We start from the raw sequence: 19,797 nt of genomic DNA on the forward strand, positions 1-19,797 counted from the left end.
GCAATTTATGCAAGAACTCTGGAAGCTCCTTGGCTCACCCCGCCATCTTGTCGTCTTTGAGGCGGCCGCTCGCCTGCAATCCTTTACGCGCGCCGCTGAGGAGCTGAACGTGCAGCAACCCGCCGTCAGCGTCGCAATCCGTCGCCTGGAAGAGGGGTTGGGCACGCCGCTTTTCACCCGCAGCCATCGTCAGGTTGTTCTGACCAGCGCCGGACAACGGCTTTTGGCTGATGTCACGCGCGCCTTTGAGCAGCTGTCTTTGTCAGTGACATCCATTCAACAACTCAACCAGACGGGATATGTGACGCTCAGCGCATCTACGGCGTTTAATAACTATTGGATTATGCCGCGCCTTGCGGAATTGCAGAAACGCTATCCCGGCATTGATTTGCGCCTGCAATCCAGCGACCGGGAACCCGATATCGATGCCGAAAACATAAGCCTTGCGATACGGCTGGGCAATGGGGACTGGTCGGGTTGCGAATGTGCATTGATCGCGCCCGAGGTGATCTATCCCGTCGCATCGCCGCGTGTCATGGCAGCAGCGGTCGATCTGCGCAGCCTTCCGAACCTGTTGACCCAGCGGCTCATCCATCTGGAAGAACCGATACGGCAGCGCCCAAGCTGGAGCGAATGGTTCGCGAATTTTTCAATCCGCACCGCTGTGCCGAACACAGGCCTTCGCCTGAATGATTACGCTCTTGTGCTTCAGGCCGCCATGGCCGGAGAAGGGTTCGCCTTTGGATGGAAACACCTGACGGACAGGCTGGTCAAACAGGGGCTTCTTGCCGCAAAAGCCGATTGGCAATGGGCCACGGGTAAGGGATTTTATCTGGTCTGGTCCAAAAAGACCCCCCTTTCGGATGATGCGCAAAGGGTGAGGGATTGGATCTTACATAAAGTTGAGAAATCCCAATAGCCCCAAGCGGCGGCAAAGCGCGACACAGGGGTTCGGTGGCCTGAGGCCCGAGAAACCCGGCCCCAATATCCGTGCAGCGCCGTCAAAAAATCATCGTGTCAGTTTTTCAGCATAAAATGTCGCATTTTTTCCAGCGGCCAGAAGGACCCCGGCTAGGGTGCGCGTGTGAGGTGCTGCCGCCCGAGACCCGGGCGGTGGATAATTGGGAAGTCGGTGAAATTCCGCCACTGCCCCCGCAACGGTAACGAAGGTCAGGCTCGGCAAGAACCACTGGGACGAGGATCCCGGGAAGGTGCCGAACCGGGTGAAAGCCCCTTCCAAGTCCGGAAACCAGCCTTGCAGATATGTCAAACCGCGGGTGGCGGTGGGGGCGCATGTTCCGGACGCGATCCTCGCGCGGCTCCGGGCTGGTCTTCTTTGTCATCTGCCCAAGCAATGCCGCGGGGCGCGGCAGGAGAGCCAGAAGTGAGCAACATTCAAAGCCTGTTGGCACGTCGAAACCCAGCCTATGCTCTGGAGCAGGCGTTTTACACGGACCCCGATGTTTTTCGGACCGACCTTGAGGCCATACATTACCGCCAGTGGCTGTTTGCCATTCCCGCGTGTGAATTGGTGAAAAAGGGCGATTACGTTACCTATACCGTGGGCGCCTACCGCGTGATTATCGTGCGCGGCGCAGACGATCAGATCCGGGCTTTTCACAACACCTGCCGCCATCGCGGCTCGGTTATTTGCAAGGCGGCAAAGGGCAATGCGCCGAAACTCGTATGCCCATATCACCAATGGACTTATGAGTTGGATGGTTCGCTTCTTTGGGCGCGGGACATGGGCCCCGATTTCGATCCCAAACAACATGGGTTGAAAACCGTGCATTGCCGCGAACTGGCCGGTCTTATCTACATCTGTCTTGCGGATGAGGCCCCCGACTTTGACACCTTTGCCAATATCGCACGCCCCTATCTTGAGCCCCACGACCTGAACAACGCCAAGATCGCGTTTGAAAGCACCATCGTCGAAAAGGGCAACTGGAAACTTGTCTGGGAAAACAACCGTGAATGCTATCACTGTGGCGGCAACCATCCTTCGCTCTGCCGGACTTTCCCGGATGACCCCTCTGTAACCGGGATCGAAGGCGGCGAAACCCCCGCCTTCATGCAAGACCACTTCGACCGGTGCAAAGCGGCCGGCATGCCTTCGCAGTTCTATCTGCATGATGACGGCCAGTACCGTCTGGCGCGGATGCCTCTTAAGGAAGGGGCGGAAAGCTATACGATGGACGGCAAATCCGCCGTGCGCCGGTTTTTGGGCCGCGCGCCCTTTGCCGATGCCGGGACGCTGCTGAAGTTTCATTACCCCAGCACATGGAACCATTTCCTGGCCGATCATTCGATTGTCTTCCGTATTACTCCGATCAGCCCAACCGAGACCGAAGTCACCACCAAATGGCTGGTCAACAAAGAGGCCGTCGAGGGCACAGACTATGACCTAAAGCGTCTGACCGAGGTTTGGATGGCCACCAATGACGAAGACCGGCAGGTGGTCGAGGACAACCAGCTAGGTATCAACAGCCCGGCCTACGTGCCGGGACCCTATTCAGGCATACAGGAATCCGGGGTGCTGCAGTTTGTTGAATGGTATTGCAACACGCTGGCGAATCATGTGGCCCCTGACGTCATGGCTGCGGAGTAACGGGGATGAAAGACCTCAATACAGTGGCCCCGGTCTGGCAGGATAGTGAGATGCTGGAATGCGTCTCGGTCGTGCCTGAAACGCCCAATACGGCCAGCTTTACGTTTCGGGCCCCGTCAGGCGCGTTTTTCGCCTATCATCCCGGCCAGTTTCTGACGCTGGAAATACCAGCCCCCGACCAGCCCGGAGGCGTCGTGCATCGCACTTATACGATCTCGTCCTCTCCATCGCGGCCGCGCTCTGTCACGGTTACTGCCAAAGCGCAGCCCGACAGCATTGGAACGCGCTGGATGCTGGACAACCTGAAGCCGGGCATGGGAATCAGGGCCATCGGTCCGGCTGGCCTGTTCACCAATGTGGAAAGCCCGGCCCGCAAGTTTCTGTTCATCTCGGCAGGCTCGGGCATCACGCCGATGATGTCGATGACCACGTGCATGTGGGATGAAGGGCGCGATCTGGACATCGTTTTCATCAACTGCGCCAAACGCCCGTCCGAGATCATCTTTCGCCAACGTCTGGAACAGATGGCCAGCCGAACGCCCGGTCTGGATCTGAAATTCGTTGTGGAAGAGGCCGACCCCTACCGCCCCTGGACTGGATATCAAGGCCAATTCAACCAATTGATGCTGGGCCTGATGGCTCCGGATTATCTGGAACGTGAGGTGTATTGCTGCGGTCCCGAACCCTTTATGCAGGCCGTCCGCGATGCCCTGACCGGTTTGGGATTCGACATGGGCAGCTACCATCAGGAAAGCTTTGGCGCGCCTGTGGAAACGGTGGCCGATCAGCCGGAACTGGACGATCTGGTACCAGATGACGGGGCAACTGCAGAAATCCATTTTGCAACTTCTGACGTCATCGCCAAAGTGTCGGAAACCGAAACCATTCTGGCCGCAGCGCGGTCGGTTGGCCTGAACATCCCGTCAGGCTGTACCTTTGGGGTGTGTGGCACCTGCAAGGTCAGGAAAACGGCGGGCGAAGTTCATATGGTCCATAATGGCGGGATTTCCGAGGATGATATCGCGGATGGGTACATCCTTGCCTGTTGTTCGAACCCCATCGGCAAAGTCGCTGTCGAGGTCTGACGTCAATCATAGCGGTTTACCTTTTACGCCTGCGCGGGACACCCCGCGCAGGCGCATCCGTTTTGGCTTTTGTCGCAGATCAGACAACCCTGTCGCAAACTGAACAGTCCAGGTAGAGTGATCGCTCTACCAACGGCGCATGAACGAGACACAACACAAGATCGCAGAGAACCTCGACCGGCAATTCTCGGAAATGGGGTTTGCCACGCAGGGCGTCGAAGCCCTGCGCGAAGGGGCGAATGTCTCGTTGCGGACGCTCTACAAGTATTTTCCCAGCCGCGAAGCCATGGTGATCGGCGCGCTGAACCATCGGGACGCGGCCTATTCCGAATGGATCGGTCAGGATGAGGCCGAGGGCGCGGATCATGTTCTACATGTCCTGATACGCCTGTCCGACTGGCTGGCCGACGTCTCAAACACTGGCTGCCTGTTTCGCAATGCGCTGGCGGCCTATCCCGAAAGCGACCCTATTCGTGAGGCCGCAGAAACGCACAAGGCCCATGTGCGTCAGATGTTTCGCGAACGGCTGCTGAGGGTCGATCAGAATTGCGATGTCGAGCAGCTGTCAGAGGCATTGTTTGTCCTGCACGAGGGTCTGACGGAAAGCGCGCGCATCATCGGAACCAAACAGGCAACAGACGCCACGCTGCGCTGCGCCCGTGCGGTTTTGGCCTCAGCAGGAATTCACTGACGCCGGCGCATCCGGCCCACAACCAGAAAAAGGATCTGACGTGAAGATCAAAGAAATCCACATCTACGCCCATGACCTGCCGGTCAAGAACGGCCCTTACACCATGGCCAATGCCGAGGTTTGGGCCTTGGATACAACGCTGGTGAAACTGGTGGACGACAGTGGCACCGTCGGCTGGGGTGAGACCTGCCCCGTCGGCCCCACCTATGCCGAAGCGCATGCGCTGGGTGCGCGGGCCGCCTTGACGCAGATAGCCAGCGGGCTTGTGGGCGCGGACCTTTGGCCCAAAGCCCTGCATCACAAGATGAACAGCCTGCTGAACGGTCACAACTATGCCAAGGCGGCCATCGACATCGCCGCCCATGACCTGATCGGCAAAAAGCTGGGCGTTAGTGTTGCCGACCTGCTGGGCGGAGCACAAACGGATCGGGTGCCATCATACTACGCCACCGGCGTGGGTGCGCCCGACCATATCGCCGCTCTGGCGAAAGAGAAGATGGAAGAAGGCTATCCGCGTCTTCAGGTCAAGGTCGGCGGGCGCCCCGTTGAGATCGATATCGAGACCATCCGCAAAGTCTGGGAGGTTATCGGTGGATCGGGCATGCGGCTGGCCGTTGATGGCAACCGAGGCTGGACCACGCGCGATGCGCTGCGCGCCAGCCGGGAATGCCCCGATATCCCGTTCATCATGGAGCAGCCCTGCAACACCGTTCAGGATCTTGAAAAGATCCGCCCGCAGGTCAGCCACGGGATCTACATGGATGAAAACAGCGTGGACCTGAACACCGTGATCTCGGCCGCCGGGACCGGGCTGGTTGATGGGTTTGGCATGAAGGTGACACGCATTGGCGGTTTGCAGAACATGCGCACCTTCCGCGACATCTGCGACGCGCGCAACCTGCCCCATACCTGCGACGACAGCTGGGGCGGTGATATCATTGCGGCAGCCTGCACGCAGATCGCCTCGACCGTGCGCCCGACCCTGATGGAAGGGGCCTGGCTTGCTGCCCCTTATATTGAGGGCAACTACGACCCCGAAAACGGCATCAAGATTGTTGGCGGCCATATTCAGCGCCCGACCGGACCTGGCCTTGGCGTTACCCCGGACGAAAGCGCCTTTGGCGCGCCCGTCGCGTCTTTCTGAGGATAACTGAATGATACCCGAAACCATGCACGCAGTTCAGCTGACCGGTCACGGCGGCATCGAAAAACTTGAATACCGCACGGACGTGCCCCTTCCGCAACCGGGCGCGGGCGAAGTCCTGATCCAGGTCGCAGCCGCCGGTGTGAACAACACCGACATCAACACGCGGATCGGCTGGTATTCCAAATCCATTGAAGGCGATACCGAAAGTGGTGGGGCCGAGGGTTTTGACACTGTAGATGACGATGATGCCAGCTGGTCGGGCACCCCTCTGACCTTTCCGCGCATACAGGGGGCGGATATCTGCGGCCATATCGTGGCTGTTGGCGATGGTGTCGATCCCACCCGGATCGGAGAGCGCGTGATCGTGCGCAACATGCTGCGCACCTATGTCGACTATCGCCCCTATGAATGCTGGACCATCGGCAGCGAATGCGATGGCGGATTTGCCCAATTCACCAAAGCGCCCGCGCGTGAAACCCATGCCGTCGATTGCGATTGGGACGATGTAGAACTGGCCGCCATCCCCTGCGCCTATTCCACCGCCGAAGGCATGTTGCACCGCGCCAGCGTTGGGTCGGAAACCGTTCTGATCACCGGTGCGTCTGGCGGTGTTGGCTCGGCCGCGGTCCAACTGGCGAAACGCCGCGGGGCGCATGTGATCGCGCTGTGCTCGCCTGCAAAGGCAGAGGCCGTGCGCGCCTTGGGCGCCGACAGGGTGCTGGATCGCAACGCCGATCTGGTCGCGGAACTGGGGGAAGGGTCGATTGACGTGGTGGTCGATCTGGTCGCTGGGCCACAATGGCCCAGCCTGCTGGACGTGCTGCGCCGGGGCGGGCGATATGCCACCGCCGGGGCCATTGCCGGGCCCATCTGTCAGATCGATGTGCGCACGCTCTATCTGAAAGACCTGACGCTGTTTGGCTGCACCTTTCAGGAAGACATCGTGTTCGAAAACCTGATCAAATACATCGAAGCCGGTGAAATCCGCCCCGTCGTCGCCAAGACCTATCCGCTGGACGAAATCGGCAAGGCCCAGGAAGACTTCCTTGGCAAACAACACACCGGGCAACTGGTGCTGATCCCGCCGCAGGTGACCTCATGAAAATCCGCAAGATAGAGCTTTTTGAACTGCACCTGCCCTATGCCGGCGGCTCGTACGAGCTGTCAGGCGGGCGTATCTATACCGGGTTCGACAGTGTCATCGTCTGCATCACCGCGGATGACGGGACCGAAGGCTGGGGCGAATCCACGCCGTTTGGTCCCAACTATATCGCCGCCCATGCGCGGGGCGCCCGGGCCGGGGTCGAAGAAATTGCCCCCTATCTGATCGGCCGCGACCCCCGCGATGTTGATCGGATCAATGACGCCATGGATGAGGCCCTGTTGGGGCACAACCACGCGAAATCGGCGCTGGATCTGGCCTGTTGGGACCTGTTCGGCAAATCGGTCGGCCTGCCGGTCTACAAACTGTTGGGCGGTGCGACGGGTAACCGCCTGCCTGCGATCAGTTCGATCTACGCAGGCACGCCCGAGGATATGCGCGCCCGCGTCGCGGAACATCGCGCGATGGGTTACATGGGCCATTCGGTCAAAGTGGGTGCCTTGGATTCCGAGGGCGGCCCGGCGCTGGACGCCGAACGCATCGCGGCATCACTGGCGGATCGTCAACCGGGTGAATACTTCATCGTCGACGCCAATGGCGGTCTGATCCCCGAGACCGCGCTGCGCATGTTACGGGCGCTGCCGAACGGGCTGGACTTCGTCCTTGAAGCCCCCTGTGCAACGTGGCGCGAGACCCTGTCGCTGCGCCAGCGCTGCGATGTGCCGATCATATTGGACGAGTTGGCGCAAGAGGATGGCGATATTGCCAAACTGGTCGCGTTGGACGTGGCCGATGGTATTGGCCTCAAGATTTCCAAGGCCGGCGGTTTGACCCATGCCCGTCGTCACCGCGACATCTGTCGCGCCGCCGGTCTGACGATCAGCGTACAGGACACGGTGGGTTCAACGCTGTCGGCCGCGTCGATCTTCCATATGGGTGCGACGGTGCCCGAACGCCTGCTGCGCTGCGTTCTGGACCCGCGTGACATGGTGACGATCCAGACCGGGGCCTTTGACGCGCCGATCGAAAACGGGGGTGTCCTGCCTCCTGATGCGCCGGGCCTTGGCGTGACAATGAACCGGGACCTGCTAGGGCAGGCCGTAGCAATCTGGGAAGAATAGAGATGTTTCAAGACAAAAAAGCTCTGGTCACCGGGGCCGCCGGAGGTATCGGTCAGGCCATCGTCCGCCAATTGCGCGCGCAAGGCGCACAAGTGGCGGTCGCGGACCGTGCAACCGACAGGATCGAGGCCGAGGCGCATCTGCCCGGCGATCTGCTGGACCCGCAATACAGCGACACCCTGCCCGCAGCAGCGAAACAGGCGCTGGGTGGTCTGGACATCGTCATCAACAACGCCGGTGTCATCACCCGTGGCCCAGTGACCGAGACCTCGGACGCTGATTGGACCCTGTCCATGGGCGTGAATGTCGAGGCCCCCTTTCGCATCTGCCGCGCGGCCATTCCGCTGATGGCGGAAGCCGGCGGTGGTGCCATCGTCAACACGGCCTCATGCTGGGGCGGCAAAGCGCCGGGGCCGAACCACGCACTCTATTGCATGACCAAAGCGGCCATTGCGTCGCTGACCGAGTGTATGGGCATGGATCACGCGCATCAGGGCATCCGCATCAACGCAGTCTGCCCAAATGAGGTGAACACCCCCATGCTGCGCTCTGGCTTTGCCAAACGCGGATTCGACCCGGACAAGGCCGTGTCCGAGCTTGGTAAAACCGTCCCGCTGGGCCGTATTGCCGAGCCGGAAGACATCGCGGATGTTGTCCTGTTCCTCGCCTCAGACGCGGCACGATACATGTGCGGCACGCTGGTCGAGGTGAACGGCGGGAAACCAGTCGCATGAGACGGTTTGACGATAAGGTTGCGCTGGTCACCGGGGGCCGATCAGGGATCGGGCAGGCCATCGCGGCGCGCCTGTCTGACGAAGGGGCGCGGGTCTTTACGGCGCAGCGCGGTACGGATGGCAGGTTCGAAGGGATCGCTGCGGATTTCGCCGACCCCCATTCACCCGGTCAGGTCATTGCCGACGTGATCAACCACGCCGGACAGCTGGACGTTCTGGTCAACAATGCCGGGATGATGCAGGAAGCCCGCGTCGAGGATATGAGCCTGGCAGATTGGCAAAAGAACCTGACCGTCAATCTGACCGCGCCGTTTCTGATGATCCAAGCCGCCCTGCCCCACCTGCGCAAAACACAGGGCAGCATTGTGAATACCGGCTCGATCGAGGGGCTGGGCAGCAATCCGGGCCACGCCGCCTATTGCGCATCCAAGGCCGGTCTGCACGGGTTGACCCGCGCCGTGGCGATTGACCACGGGCCTGAGGGCATCCGCTGTAATGCGATTGCACCGGGCTGGATCGATACGGACCTGAACCTCGACTTTATCGAAACCATGCCTGATCCTGACGCGTTTCGGCGGGACATCGGGAAAATCCATCCGGTCGCCCGCACCGGCAAACCCGAAGAAGTCGCCGCGCTGGCAGCTTTTCTAGCCGCCGAGGAAAGCGGGTTTATCACGGGTCAGGTCTATACAGTCGATGGCGGCCGTATGGCGCAGCTGAGCCTGCCCTGAATATCCCCAAAAAAGAGGCCCGCCTAGAAAGGCGGGCCAGTTTGGGGAGGGAAACCTGCTTAGTAGCTCTGGTTCAGCTCATCCGCTGCCGGGATTTCACGTTCGCGGCGGGCGATGTAGTCCAGCAGCTCTTCGTTCTTGGCCTCATCCAGCTTGGGCTCTTGGTATTCGCCCAGCAGTTTACGCGCATGTTTCAGCGCGCGCTCGGTAATCTCAACCCCGCCTTCGGCCTGCCATTGCTCGATCGAGTTGTTGTCGAACAGCTCGGGCATAAAGAAGGCTTCCTGGAAATTGTCCTGTGTGTGCGGATGACCCAGATAGTGGCCTCCGGGGCCCACATCGGGAACCGCGGCAATAGCCTGATCGAAATCGTGCCATTTGGGGCCTTCGGCCATGCGGTACGCCATCGCGCATTGTTCCGCATCCACCACAAACTTGGCGACCGAGCAGTGCATGCCCGCCTCGTTCCACCCGGCCGAGTGCCAGATATAGTTGGCCCCCGCATGCAGAACCGCGCTAAGCGTGGTTGCGGATTCGTACCCCGCCTGCGCGTCAAACGTTTTGGCCCCGCCCAAGGTGTTCGAGGTGCGCCACGGCACGTCATAATACCGCGCCATCTGTCCGATCATGAAGTTCATCAGGCTGATCTCGGGCGTACCCGCCATAGGTGCGCCAGACTTCATCGAAACGGTCGACAGGTAGTGACCCCAGATCGCAGGCGCACCTTTGCGGATCACCTGCGTATAGGCCAGCGCCGACAGCGCCTCGGCCGTCAGCTGCGCCACAGTAGCGGGCACCGACGCGGGTGTGTTCGCACCGCCCAGAACGAAGGGCGAGCACAGAACCGGCTGATTGCGGCGGCAGAAAGCCCGCATGGCGCCCAGCATGGTCTCATCCCAGACCAGCGGGCTGTTGCCGTTACAGTTGCCGGTGGTCACAGGGTTGTTGTCGATGAACTCATCGCCGAACAGGATTGCGCACATATCCATCACGTCTTCGGCGTTCTTGGGCGAGGTGGTCATGCCCATGAACATCTTGTCCGAGTATTTCATCGACGAATAGGTGATGCGCAGGTGGCGCTGGCTGATCGGATGATCGTAAGGCTCAACAATATGGTGGGCCGAGCTGTGCATCGCAGGCATCATGTGGCTGAGCTTGTGGAACATCGCCAGATCTTCCAGCAGCGGATTGCGGCGCACATCGTCCAGATCGCGCAAGAAGGGCGCGCCGGTCATGGGCACGAAGACCGAGTGTTTGCCGCCCAGTTTCACGTTATTCTTGGGGTTGCGCGCGTGATAGGTGAACTGCGCCGGGATGGTCGAGATCAGCTCGCGCACCATGTTGCGGTCCAGATAGACCAGCTCTCCGTCCACTTTGGCACCGGCCTTCTTCCAGTCTTCCAGCGCGATCGGGTCACGGAACTGGACACCGACGTTTTCCAGAATGTCCATTGCGGCATTGTCGATGCGTTCAACCTGGCTGCCATCCATAACCTCGCACAGCGGCAGGTTGCGGGTCAGGCCCGGCAGCATGTCAAACTTGGGCGCGGTGCGGATTGCCCGGCGGGCAGAACGTCCGCCTGCGCGGGAACGAGTGCGAGTTTCAGTGATCATCGGGTTTCTCCAGAATTTTCCCGAAAATCACACCTTTCGAACTGTCTCGCCTGCCATCTTGCGAAGAATATTTGAAAGATGCGACATGCGACCAACCGATGCCGACAATTAGATGCGGGCGCATTTACCGATCTAAATGCCTATTTCTAAGCGCTTTTTTATCCACGCACAAAGCCAAACCCAAAAACGGGCGCGGCAGATCATGCAAAACCGACCGGGGGCCATCATATCGGTGCCTTATCGCAGTGCTTGCCACCGAATCTCTGCCGTGCAGCGGCAAGGTTCAGATGCCCTTCAAAAGACACACGCGCTATCGCGAGAAACGATCGGGGCTGAACGCCTGAATATCGGTAAAGGGTGATCGCCCGGCAATTTCATCCGCTACCAGACGCGCCGTTGTTGCGCCCAAAGTCAGTCCCAGCTGGCCATGCCCGGTGGCAAAAGTAGCATTCGCCAAACGCCCACTGCGTCCAATAATCGGGCGTGTGTCCGGGGTGAAGGGTCGACGACCCATCCGGCGCTCTGCTTGATTTGTTTTCAATCCCGGTAGAACACGCCCCGCGCGTTTGACCAGAATGTCGGCCCGGTTCCAGTTGGGTGCAGCATCCAGGCTGGCGAATTCGGCCGTTCCGGCCACAGCCAGCGCCCCATCATAAGGTGTAATTCCAAACCCGCCCTTGGCATAAAACACGGTATGGCGCAGGGGCACTCCACTGTCTCGCAAGGCCGTCGAATATCCCATGACGCCTTCCAGACGCAAAGGCACGCCAAGATCCGTCGCCAAATGGCGCGACTGGGTACCTGCGGCGATGACGAACTCCTCAGCATTGATCGTTTCGCCCGTATCAAGCCGTACGCCTTTGACCTGACGGTTATCTCGTTCAAACCCCACAGCCGAGGCCGTGACAACAGTGCCGCCCCTGCCGCAGAAGGTCTGATGCAATACCTCAACCAACCGTTTCGGGTCGGTCACAAAGCTCCAATCCCGTAGCAGGGCGGCATATTTGAAATCCGGGGCGATCGCCGGATCAATCTCATGGGCCTCAGCGCCCGAGACCTCATCAATCGTGCATCCCAGATCGCGTGCAAGATCAAAGGCCGCGCGCATTGAGGCGCGGTCTGCCTCATCGTCGAACAGTTTCATGACGGGCCGTTCGACCAACAGATCGGGGTGGCCCATGTCAAGCAACTGCGCTTTGACATCTGCGGTCGCGGCAAAGGTCAACCGGGCCAGATCGGCGGCAATGGCGCGCATTCTGGTGGGGCGCGCGTTGGCCGTGAACCGGGCAAACCATGGCATCATGCGCAAAGCCGAACTTGCCCGCAACGCCAGCGGCCCCTCGGGGTCGATCAACCAGCCCGGCACTTTCATCAGCATACCGGGCTGCGATAAGGGCACGATTTCACCCACTGCGATACAGCCGCATGAGGCCCAGCTGGCACCCTCGCCCACTGGCCCTGCTTCGATCATTGTCACAGAGTGACCTTCGGATTGCAGCGCAAGCGCACAGGAGGCGCCGACGATACCGCCCCCGATCACAACGATCTTTTTCATTCAGGTCAGGCCATTTCCCGCAGCTGCGCCAGCAATTCAGCACTGACATTTACACCCTCATCCAGCGCCAGCGCGCGTTTGGACAAGCGCCCGTCGCCGGGTACACGGGCGGTGCCGTTGCCCTCGATCTCGGAACAGATGCGGGTGACGTAATCGCCGAAGGCTGCATTGCCAAAGCGGGTGGGATCAATCGCGATCAGGGTCGCACCGCCCTTGATGTTCAGCGCGCCATGGGCTTCGCGATGGGCATTGTCCACCGACAAAGTGCCACCCGCCAGCGCCGCCCCAAGAACCTCGATCAGAAAGGCGATGGCCGCACCTTTGTGTTCACCAAAGGGCAACAGGCTGCGGGTTTCCAGAATGGCGTTGGGGTCTGTGGTTGGCTGACCCGAAGGGTCCAGACCGCTGGGGCGCGGCAAGTCGTGGCCCTCGGCTGCGGCCATGCGGACATCCATCAGCGCCGCGACCGAGGCGGCCTGATCCCAGACCACAGGCTCTGCCCCGTCACGCGGGCAAGCGAACGACATCGGGTTGGTGCCAAACACGGGCCGCACCCCGCCTTGCGGCACCACCATCGACAATGAGTTCACAACCCCCAATGCAACCAGCCCGGCTTGCGCCAATGGTTCCGTGTCAAAACGCAACCCGGCCAGATGGTGGCAATTGGCGCAGGTAAAGGCGGCAATCCCATTCTCGCGGGCCATTTCGATCAGCTCGGGCAGGGCTTTGGCGGCGGCAATCTGATAATACCCGTTATCCCCATCACCCCGCAGAACGCCGGGCGCGATCCGCGTGACCGTCGGGTTCGCATTCGGGTTGGCATAGTTCGAGTCAAAGCTCTGCTTGTAGACCGGCAACATGCGCAGACCGTGGCTGCGGGGGCCGTCGCGTTCGGACATCATGACCAGGTTCGACAGGATATCACTGCCGTGTTCATCCATCCCTGCGGACACAAGGACAGATTTGGCCAGTGTTTTCACCTCTTGGAGTGAGAGCGTTTTCGTCGAGATTTCAGCCATCAGTCAAACCTTGTCCTTGTGTTCCAAACGCGGGCACGTGGGCACCCGCAAAGCTTTTACTTACCCTGGTATTCAACGCGCTTTTTGGCCACGAATTCGTCCAGCGCGCCACGCTGATCATCCGGCATGGGCGGTTGGACATAGTTGTCCAGCATCCGCTGCGCTTCTTCGTTGCCAACCGTCTCGGCCGTTTTTGAGCCTTCGGCCTCCCACTGCTCAAAGCTGTCATTGTTTTGCAGCGGGTTCATGTGCATCGGGTTTTCGCGTGTATGATCTGTGCCCAGAAAATGACCACCGGGTCCGATTGCCGCGATATCGCCCAACAGGGCATCCAGGTTTTCTTCCTGCAAGCCGCTGAAGAACCTGTGAAAGTTCTCAAGCTGCAGGGTGTCCTGCACCCATTTCGAATAGCTGACCCCCAGCGCGCCCTCAAGGAACCCGGCGGAATGCACGATATAGTTCGCACCGCCCAGCAGCACCGGCCACATGGTGTTGGCCGTGTCGAACGCGGCCTGCATGTCAGGCGTTTTCGACCCCGTCCACATGGTACAGGTGCGCCACGGCACATCGTAGAACCGCGCCATCTGACCCACCAGCAGGTTCATCAGACCGGGTTCAGGCGAGCCCATCATCGGCGCGCCGGTCTTCATCGACACGCCCATGATCGCAACCCCCAGCACCATCGGCGCACCGCGCCGGATGATCTGGCTATAGGCCATCCCCGCCAGCGATTCCGCGATCAGCAGCGCCACACCACCCTGCGGGCTGGCAGGCGCACTGGCCCCTGCCAGAACAAAGGGCGACAACAGGCAGGGCTGATTGGCGGCGGCATAGACCCGCAGGCTTTCCAGCATGGTCTCATCCCAGACCAGCGGCGTATTGCAGTTCAGCAGCGCGGCCATCACCACGTTGTTGTCCACGAACTCTTCACCAAAGACGATGCGCGTCATTTCGACGGAATCCCGCGCGGCCTGTTCCGACAGCACCGACCCTTTGATCGGTTTGTCTGTCAGCGTCAGCGCCGCATGTACCAGTTCCAGATGGCGTAGGGGCACCGGTACATCCTGTGGCTCCACCGGCAGAACACCCGGAACCATCATCGATTGGCTCATCTGGCTGAGTTTGAAGAAGTTATGCGCATCTTCCAGCATCGAAGGCCGCCGCACCCCGTCCAGGCCGTAGACGAACGGCGCGCCATAAGCGTTGGCAAAGACCGAGTTTCGGTTGCCCACCCGCAAGGACCGCTCGGGGTTGCGGGCGGCATAGCCCCATTCCGACGGCACGGCCGAGATCAGATCCATAAGCATATCGCGCCCGATCCGAACCCGATCACCCTGGACATCCGCGCCGTGTTTTTTCCAATCGGCAAGCGCCACGGGATCGCGGAATTCGATGCCGGTCGTCTCAAGGATCGTCATCGCAGCGTTGTGGATTTTCTCGACCCCCTCTGGCCCCAGCAGATCAATGGGGCCGATCTTGCGATTCAGCGTCGAAAGATAAACAGGCGGCGGGTTGGTGCGGGCCTGAACCCGCGCCGCGCGTCCCCCACCGCGACCTGAGCGAGCTCGTCCTTCAGCCATATCAAACCCTCCGGATCAGGCGCGCGCACGGGCGCTGGTTGGATCAACGGCGCAGACGTCGATCACCTCGGCGTCGCGCATTTCGTTATGCACCAGAACCTGCATCTTGGTGCCCGGCGCGGTCATGTTCTGCGGCACCAGCGCCATCGCGATGTCGTGGTTGCAGTAATACGAGAACCCGCCCGATGTAACACGCCCGATCAGTTTGCCATCGGCATAGACACCTTCGTCAAACATCACCGACGTATCGCAGAATGGCAGTTTCAGGGTGACCAGACTGTTGTATCCTCCCTCGTCCTGCTGTTTCTGCAGCGCGGCCTTGCCGATGAACTCCCGCTCGGCCACCTGACCGCCGATCTTTTCGGTCATGGCGACGAAGCGACCCAGATCAGCCTCATACGGGGTCATATCCTTGCAAATCTCGCGATTGATGGCGCGATAGGATTTCTCAAGCCGCATGGATTCGAGCGCTTCGAGGCCAAACGGCTTTACCCCCGCTTTCAGCAGCAGATCGACCAGGTGGCGGTTATAGCCGACCGGATGGTGCAATTCCCAACCCAGCTCGCCGGTGTACGAGACGCGCAGCAAGTGCACACCTTTGGCATAGCCCACTTCCCCCATCTGCGCCGAGAGCCAAGGGAAAGCCTCGTTCGACAGGTCGTTGTCGGTCAGCGGTTGCAAAATCTCGCGCGCCTTGGGGCCGGCCAGGGCAATCACGCCCAGCTGTTCCGAGATATCTTCCATGATGACTGAGCCATCCGTAGGCAGCAGACGCCGCATCTGGTCCCAGTTATAAGCCCGCCAGTTCGGGGTCGAGATCAGATAGAAGTCATCCTCAGCATAACGCACAATGGTGTATTCCGCATCCATGCCGCCCTTGTCGTTCAGCATCAGCGACAGGGTCATGCGGCCCACCTTGGGCAGTTTGTTGGCCATCAGACCATCCAGCCATTTCGCAGCCCCCGGTCCCCGCACGGTGAACTTGGTCATCGGCGACATTTCGATGAAGCCAGCTTCTTCGCGGGTGCGGCGCACTTCTTCTTGCACCAGTTCCATATGGTCCGTGCGGCGGAAGGAGTGTTCGGGGATCGCCTCGCTGGGCGATTTGGCGAACCAGCGGGGGAATTCGTATCCGTTAAAGCTGGTCCAGACCGCGCCATGGGCTGTCAGCAGATCATATGACCCCATGGTTTTCATCGGGCGCGCTTCGGGGAAATCTTCGCCCGGAACATGGGCATCCATATGGGTGCCCCAGGTTTCGCGCACCTTGTCCATGGTCCAGCGTTTGGACGCGTAGTCCGAGAAACGGCGTGGGTCGAGCTCGGACATATCCATGCCCGGATCGCCATCCACGATCCACTTGGCCAGACGGTTGCCCACGGTGCCGCCCCACAGAATGCCGCCGGGCATCCCTTCGGCCAGCCAGAGGTTTTCATGCCCCGGCGCGGGACCGGCCAGAGGCAGCTCATCCGGGGTCATCTGGAACGGGCCACGGGTATTGGCCTTGATGCCAACCTCGCCCAGCGTCGGCACGCGTTCGATGGCGCGTTCCCACTGGGTTTCCACCGCATCGAAATCCTCGGGCAGCAGATCGGCCCCGAATTCCGGCGGCACGCGGTCTTCGGCAAACAGCTTGAGGTCCTTTGTGAACTCATAGGGGCCGAATTGGATACCGCCCACATCCTCGCGCAGATACGCGCCATAGTCCTCATCCCGCAGGATCGGGAATTCCGTAAGGCCCTGCGCGCGGCGCTCTTTCAAAAGCGGCACGGTTTCGGTTGTCCAATACTGGTGCACGATGGGAATACAAGGCAGGTCCAGACCCACGCGCCGGGCGTTTTCGCGGGCATAGTTACCGGTGGCAAAGACCAGATGCTCACAGGTGATTTCACCCTGATTGGTCGTGACCTTCCAGTGACCATTGTCCAGCTTTTCATAAGACTGGGCTTCGGTGTTCTGATAAACCTTGGCCCCCGCATCCCGCGCCAGCTTTGCCAGCGCCATGGTGATATCCGCGGGGTTCACATAACCATCTTCGGTATGAAGGATGCCCCCCCGAATGTCCGGGCTTTGGTTCAGCAGCGGATGGATCTCGGCAATCTCTTCCGGCGTCACCAATTTGCACGGAACGCCCGCGGCCTCGGCAATCGAGATATAGGACTGAAACTCATCCCAGCGCTTTTCAGTATTCGCCACGCGCAGCTGTCCCACCTTACGCAAACCGACCGAGGCACCCATCTTTTCCTCAACCTCGGTATAGATGCGGATGGTTTCCATCGTCATCTTGGACACGTTGTGCGAGCGTACAAAAGTCACCAACAGGCCGGCAGCATGCCATGTAGAGCCGGACGTCAGCGTCGTGCGCTCCAGCATGACGGCATCCGAACACCCGTTTTCAGTCAGACCGTAAAGGATGGATGCGCCAACGCATCCTCCGCCAACCACGACAACTTTTGCGTGCGATTTCATTGAATCGTCTCCATTTTTTGCCCCGACATCGCGCTTGAACCGTGCAACAGGTTAGAACGCCCGCCTCCAAGCTTGCCCGAATAGTACAGCAATCACACGACTTTCGGGGTTCCGCATCACGGGCGCAATGTCTTTAGGACTTGCTTACACGTTCGACGTCTTCGGTTGAGCATTGCTGTCTCAAGTGATTTGAGCAATTGCAAAAAAATTCATCTTGGATTACTTCATCTAATCCAGAAACTGCTTGTTGCAGTATAAGTCTTTCGAAATCCTCAGCCTACGGATCAAACTCACTTGCCCATTGGCCCTTATGAACTGCCTTCGCCCAGCTCATTGATCAGCTTTGAGGCTGCCGCACGGCATGCAAGTTTCAAGCTGGCTGCAAACGAACTGAACGTCACCCCTGCAGCGATCAGCCATCAGGTCAAATCCCTGGAAACCGAATTGAACTGCGCCTTGTTCCATCGGCTGCATCGCGGCGTTGAATTGACCGAAAGCGGCGCTTTTCTTTTGGTCGCCCTTCAAAAAGGGTTCGAAGGGATCAGCGAGGCATCGCGTCAATTGCGGTCCCGGTATGACCGGCCCGGCGTTACGATCCGGTCAAGCACTGCGGTCAGCTCTCTCTGGCTGACACCGCGGCTTGCTCAGTTTTGGAAAAACAACGGGCATGTTTCTGTAACGCAGGTGGTTACGGACCTTGGCTTTGACGCGTCCAAATGCGATCTCAGCATCAATTACGGCGACGCCAGTCAGGAGACAGACACCTATCACGTGTTGTTTCGCGACCGCATCATGGCTTTGGGCAGTCCTGAATTCCAGCGCCACAACAAGATTACAAACCTGACTGACCTGGCGCAGACGCCGCTGATACACTTGGAAGCCCCAAACACAGCGTGGACAGACTGGCGAGAGTGGATGAACCGGCTGGGTTGTGATGCACCTCTGAATTCCGCGCATCGCGTCAACAACTACACAATCGCGCTTCAGGCCGCACAAGATGACATGGGGGCCGTTCTGGGGTGGGAAGGTCTGACGTCGGGCCTCGTTGAATCCGGCAAGCTCGTGAAACTGCTGCCCCATACCGTGTCTGCGCCGCAGGATTTCTACGTCGCACTGCACAACACAGCTTCTGGTCGGGCCCAGCGTGTATTTCAGTGGCTCAAAGATCTGGATCGCGTAAAGACGGATTGAGTGCAAACGGGTTCTGGAAATCCACTTCAACAAGAGGTCGGGCACGGCTTTTCATCACATCACCCTGATCGCCGGCCATCGGAGAACGTCAGAATTCATTCAATCCCTCTTATTTTTTGTATTGATTAATTAATTTTTGCTTACTAAGCGTGAGCTGCCGCACTAAGCCCGTTTACGGCTGTTTCCTCTTCACCCAAATCAAGGCGTGTCACCTCATGATCGTACGGCCTCAACCCTCGGCGATGCAGCTGTTCTTTGTGCTGCGCGGATCGATCCTCAGCAAAATCTACGTCAAAATCCTGTTGTTTGCCCTATGGGCGGCGGTGATTGACCTTTTGTCTTTTCAGACCGATCACCTGCCCAGACCGTCGATCTCCTCCATGAGCGTGTTTGGCGTCGCGCTGACCCTTTTTCTGGCCTTTCGAAATACCGTTGTCTTTGACCGCTGGTGGGAGGCGCGCAAGCTGTGGGGTGGAATCGTTGCCAGCGTGCGCGCCGCATCGCAGGAATGCCTGATCCATCTGGGATCGGATGAAGATCGTCAGCGTATCCTGTACCCGATCGCCCGATTCTTTCACGCGCACAAAGCCTGTCTGCGCATGGTCGCCACAAACGACGATCCGACCTATGCCGAGGGTCAGGGCACCGCATCGCAATCCACGAACCCGCCCGCCTATTGGCTGAATGTGGCGGCGCGCAACCTGAACGCACTGGACGCCGAGGGAAAGGTTGACCCGATGGGGCGGCTGTCCCTGTCAAACCGCCTGTCCGATCTGGCCGCGCAGCAGGCGGGCAATGAGCGGATCAAGACCACCCCGGTGCCCTTTGTCTATTCCCTGCTGGTGCGGCGCACGACCTATGTCTATTGCGCCTTCCTGCCCTTTGCGCTGGCCCATTCGGGCGGGCTGTTTGCCCCCGCGATCATGGCCGTTGTGGCTTATGTGTTCTTTGGGTTGCAGGCGGTGACGCGCGAGTTGGAGGACCCGTTCACCTCAAACGACAACGGCTTGCCTTTGGATGCGATTTGCCGGGTCTGTGACAACACGATCCTTGAAACGCTGGGGCAACCGACCCTGCCCGCGCATAAGCCCGTGGATTATATCCTGACATAGAAAACGGGCGCATTGCGCCCGTTCAGAGTGTAATCGAAA

The 19,797-nt window shown here is 59.6% G+C and carries 16 protein-coding genes and 1 riboswitch; of the genes, 11 read left to right on the top strand and 5 right to left on the bottom strand.

What is annotated here, in order from left to right:
- The first annotated feature begins 7 nt into the window (after window positions 1–7).
- From ACRZ94_RS16165 to ACRZ94_RS16205, 9 genes are all read left to right on the top strand, one after another.
- The gene (locus ACRZ94_RS16165; RefSeq protein ID WP_480655135.1) at window positions 8–919 is read left to right on the top strand and encodes a LysR substrate-binding domain-containing protein; all 912 of its coding nucleotides are present in this window, start codon (window positions 8–10) and stop codon (window positions 917–919) included.
- A 151-nt stretch (window positions 920–1,070) separates the two neighbouring features.
- Window positions 1,071–1,272, top strand: a riboswitch (cobalamin riboswitch).
- Between the two features lie 82 nt (window positions 1,273–1,354).
- A complete protein-coding gene (locus ACRZ94_RS16170) occupies window positions 1,355–2,608 on the top strand; it encodes an aromatic ring-hydroxylating oxygenase subunit alpha (protein WP_480797848.1) in 1,254 nt (417 codons plus the stop codon).
- 5 nt (window positions 2,609–2,613) lie between these two features.
- Window positions 2,614–3,693: an FAD-binding oxidoreductase gene (locus tag ACRZ94_RS16175; RefSeq protein ID WP_480655139.1), complete on the top strand. Its 1,080-nt coding sequence runs from the start codon at window positions 2,614–2,616 to the stop codon at window positions 3,691–3,693.
- Between the two features lie 139 nt (window positions 3,694–3,832).
- Window positions 3,833–4,384 carry a TetR/AcrR family transcriptional regulator gene (locus tag ACRZ94_RS16180; protein ID WP_480655140.1) on the top strand — a complete coding sequence of 184 codons (552 nt, stop codon included), beginning with the start codon at window positions 3,833–3,835 and terminating at the stop codon, window positions 4,382–4,384.
- Window positions 4,385–4,424: 40 nt separating this feature from the next.
- Window positions 4,425–5,528: a mandelate racemase/muconate lactonizing enzyme family protein gene (locus ACRZ94_RS16185; protein ID WP_480655142.1), complete on the top strand. Its 1,104-nt coding sequence runs from the start codon at window positions 4,425–4,427 to the stop codon at window positions 5,526–5,528.
- Between the two features lie 10 nt (window positions 5,529–5,538).
- Window positions 5,539–6,633: an alcohol dehydrogenase family protein gene (locus ACRZ94_RS16190; RefSeq protein WP_480655144.1), complete on the top strand. Its 1,095-nt coding sequence runs from the start codon at window positions 5,539–5,541 to the stop codon at window positions 6,631–6,633.
- Window positions 6,630–7,754 carry a mandelate racemase/muconate lactonizing enzyme family protein gene (locus ACRZ94_RS16195; protein WP_480655146.1) on the top strand — a complete coding sequence of 375 codons (1,125 nt, stop codon included), beginning with the start codon at window positions 6,630–6,632 and terminating at the stop codon, window positions 7,752–7,754. Before ACRZ94_RS16190 ends, ACRZ94_RS16195 begins: the two co-directional genes overlap by 4 nt.
- A 2-nt stretch (window positions 7,755–7,756) precedes the next feature.
- Window positions 7,757–8,488, top strand: coding sequence for an SDR family NAD(P)-dependent oxidoreductase (locus ACRZ94_RS16200; protein ID WP_480797827.1), 732 nt, complete (start codon window positions 7,757–7,759; stop codon window positions 8,486–8,488).
- Window positions 8,485–9,219, top strand: a complete 735-nt coding sequence (locus tag ACRZ94_RS16205; RefSeq protein WP_480797828.1) for an SDR family NAD(P)-dependent oxidoreductase — start codon at window positions 8,485–8,487, stop codon at window positions 9,217–9,219. Before ACRZ94_RS16200 ends, ACRZ94_RS16205 begins: the two co-directional genes overlap by 4 nt.
- Before the next feature lie 59 nt (window positions 9,220–9,278).
- Here the strand turns inward: ACRZ94_RS16205 and ACRZ94_RS16210 are convergent, their stop codons facing one another.
- The 5 genes from ACRZ94_RS16210 to ACRZ94_RS16230 all read right to left on the bottom strand — a co-directional run bounded on the left by ACRZ94_RS16210 (window position 9,279) and on the right by ACRZ94_RS16230 (window position 17,455).
- Complete coding sequence (locus ACRZ94_RS16210; protein WP_480797829.1) at window positions 9,279–10,832, bottom strand: trimethylamine methyltransferase family protein; 1,554 nt, start codon at window positions 10,830–10,832, stop codon at window positions 9,279–9,281.
- Between the two features lie 310 nt (window positions 10,833–11,142).
- Entirely contained in the window at window positions 11,143–12,387 is a 1,245-nt protein-coding gene (locus ACRZ94_RS16215; RefSeq protein WP_480655154.1) for an NAD(P)/FAD-dependent oxidoreductase, read from the bottom strand.
- A gap of 5 nt (window positions 12,388–12,392) precedes the next feature.
- Window positions 12,393–13,406 (bottom strand): Ldh family oxidoreductase, encoded by a 1,014-nt coding sequence (locus tag ACRZ94_RS16220; RefSeq protein WP_480655156.1) that lies wholly within the window; start codon window positions 13,404–13,406, stop codon window positions 12,393–12,395.
- A gap of 56 nt (window positions 13,407–13,462) precedes the next feature.
- Window positions 13,463–14,986 carry a trimethylamine methyltransferase family protein gene (locus tag ACRZ94_RS16225; RefSeq protein ID WP_480797830.1) on the bottom strand — a complete coding sequence of 508 codons (1,524 nt, stop codon included), beginning with the start codon at window positions 14,984–14,986 and terminating at the stop codon, window positions 13,463–13,465.
- A gap of 15 nt (window positions 14,987–15,001) precedes the next feature.
- Window positions 15,002–17,455 carry a GcvT family protein gene (locus ACRZ94_RS16230; protein WP_480797831.1) on the bottom strand — a complete coding sequence of 818 codons (2,454 nt, stop codon included), beginning with the start codon at window positions 17,453–17,455 and terminating at the stop codon, window positions 15,002–15,004.
- 294 nt (window positions 17,456–17,749) lie between these two features.
- Here ACRZ94_RS16230 and ACRZ94_RS16235 point away from each other — a divergent pair, with 294 nt between their 5' ends.
- Together ACRZ94_RS16235 and ACRZ94_RS16240 are read left to right on the top strand one after the other, a co-directional pair.
- Window positions 17,750–18,646 (top strand): LysR substrate-binding domain-containing protein, encoded by an 897-nt coding sequence (locus tag ACRZ94_RS16235; protein ID WP_480655161.1) that lies wholly within the window; start codon window positions 17,750–17,752, stop codon window positions 18,644–18,646.
- A gap of 215 nt (window positions 18,647–18,861) precedes the next feature.
- Window positions 18,862–19,758 carry a bestrophin family protein gene (locus ACRZ94_RS16240; protein WP_480655163.1) on the top strand — a complete coding sequence of 299 codons (897 nt, stop codon included), beginning with the start codon at window positions 18,862–18,864 and terminating at the stop codon, window positions 19,756–19,758.
- Window positions 19,759–19,797 lie beyond the last annotated feature (39 nt).

The sequence above is a fragment of the Ruegeria sp. CH10 genome (genome assembly GCF_056537125.1).

Excerpts from the sequence above, each read along its gene's own strand:
- ACRZ94_RS16220 (WP_480655156.1), bottom strand. The coding sequence starts at position 13,406 with ATGGCTGAAATCTCGACGAAAACGCTCTCACTCCAAGAGGTGAAAACA.
- ACRZ94_RS16175 (WP_480655139.1), top strand. The coding sequence starts at position 2,614 with ATGAAAGACCTCAATACAGTGGCCCCGGTCTGGCAGGATAGTGAGATG.
- ACRZ94_RS16210 (WP_480797829.1), bottom strand. The coding sequence starts at position 10,832 with ATGATCACTGAAACTCGCACTCGTTCCCGCGCAGGCGGACGTTCTGCC.
- ACRZ94_RS16190 (WP_480655144.1), top strand. The coding sequence starts at position 5,539 with ATGATACCCGAAACCATGCACGCAGTTCAGCTGACCGGTCACGGCGGC.
- ACRZ94_RS16195 (WP_480655146.1), top strand. The coding sequence starts at position 6,630 with ATGAAAATCCGCAAGATAGAGCTTTTTGAACTGCACCTGCCCTATGCC.
- ACRZ94_RS16170 (WP_480797848.1), top strand. The coding sequence starts at position 1,355 with ATGCCGCGGGGCGCGGCAGGAGAGCCAGAAGTGAGCAACATTCAAAGC.
- ACRZ94_RS16165 (WP_480655135.1), top strand. The coding sequence starts at position 8 with ATGCAAGAACTCTGGAAGCTCCTTGGCTCACCCCGCCATCTTGTCGTC.
- ACRZ94_RS16205 (WP_480797828.1), top strand. The coding sequence starts at position 8,485 with ATGAGACGGTTTGACGATAAGGTTGCGCTGGTCACCGGGGGCCGATCA.
- ACRZ94_RS16200 (WP_480797827.1), top strand. The coding sequence starts at position 7,757 with ATGTTTCAAGACAAAAAAGCTCTGGTCACCGGGGCCGCCGGAGGTATC.
- ACRZ94_RS16230 (WP_480797831.1), bottom strand. The coding sequence starts at position 17,455 with ATGAAATCGCACGCAAAAGTTGTCGTGGTTGGCGGAGGATGCGTTGGC.
- ACRZ94_RS16225 (WP_480797830.1), bottom strand. The coding sequence starts at position 14,986 with ATGGCTGAAGGACGAGCTCGCTCAGGTCGCGGTGGGGGACGCGCGGCG.
- ACRZ94_RS16180 (WP_480655140.1), top strand. The coding sequence starts at position 3,833 with ATGAACGAGACACAACACAAGATCGCAGAGAACCTCGACCGGCAATTC.
- ACRZ94_RS16215 (WP_480655154.1), bottom strand. The coding sequence starts at position 12,387 with ATGAAAAAGATCGTTGTGATCGGGGGCGGTATCGTCGGCGCCTCCTGT.
- ACRZ94_RS16240 (WP_480655163.1), top strand. The coding sequence starts at position 18,862 with ATGATCGTACGGCCTCAACCCTCGGCGATGCAGCTGTTCTTTGTGCTG.